Raw genomic sequence first — 282 nt, 5'->3', positions numbered from 1 at the left:
TCAGGAGTAATAATATTGGTAGAATCGAGCCTTCCGCCGAGGCCCACTTCAATGACTGCAACATCGACCTTTTCTTCAGCAAAGAATTCAAATGCCATTCCCACCGTCATTTCAAAAAAGCTCAGGCTTTCCTGCTCAAAAAAGCTTTTATTTTCTGTTATAAATTTTACGACTTCAGCCTCGGGGATCATTTTGCCATTGATGCTTATACGTTCGCGAAAATCCTTTAAGTGAGGAGAGGTGTAAAGCCCAACTTTATATTCGCTTTCCTGCAGTACTGAA

Annotated in this window: 1 pseudogene; it reads right to left on the bottom strand. The window is 41.1% G+C overall.

The annotated features are described in order from the left end of the window. Positions 1 to 282 (bottom strand): annotated as a pseudogene (locus HC176_RS19350) (bifunctional folylpolyglutamate synthase/dihydrofolate synthase); the annotation flags it as partial.

It is taken from the genome of Tamlana crocina (assembly GCF_012037625.1).
This window is presented reverse-complemented; position numbering and strand designations above follow the sequence as displayed.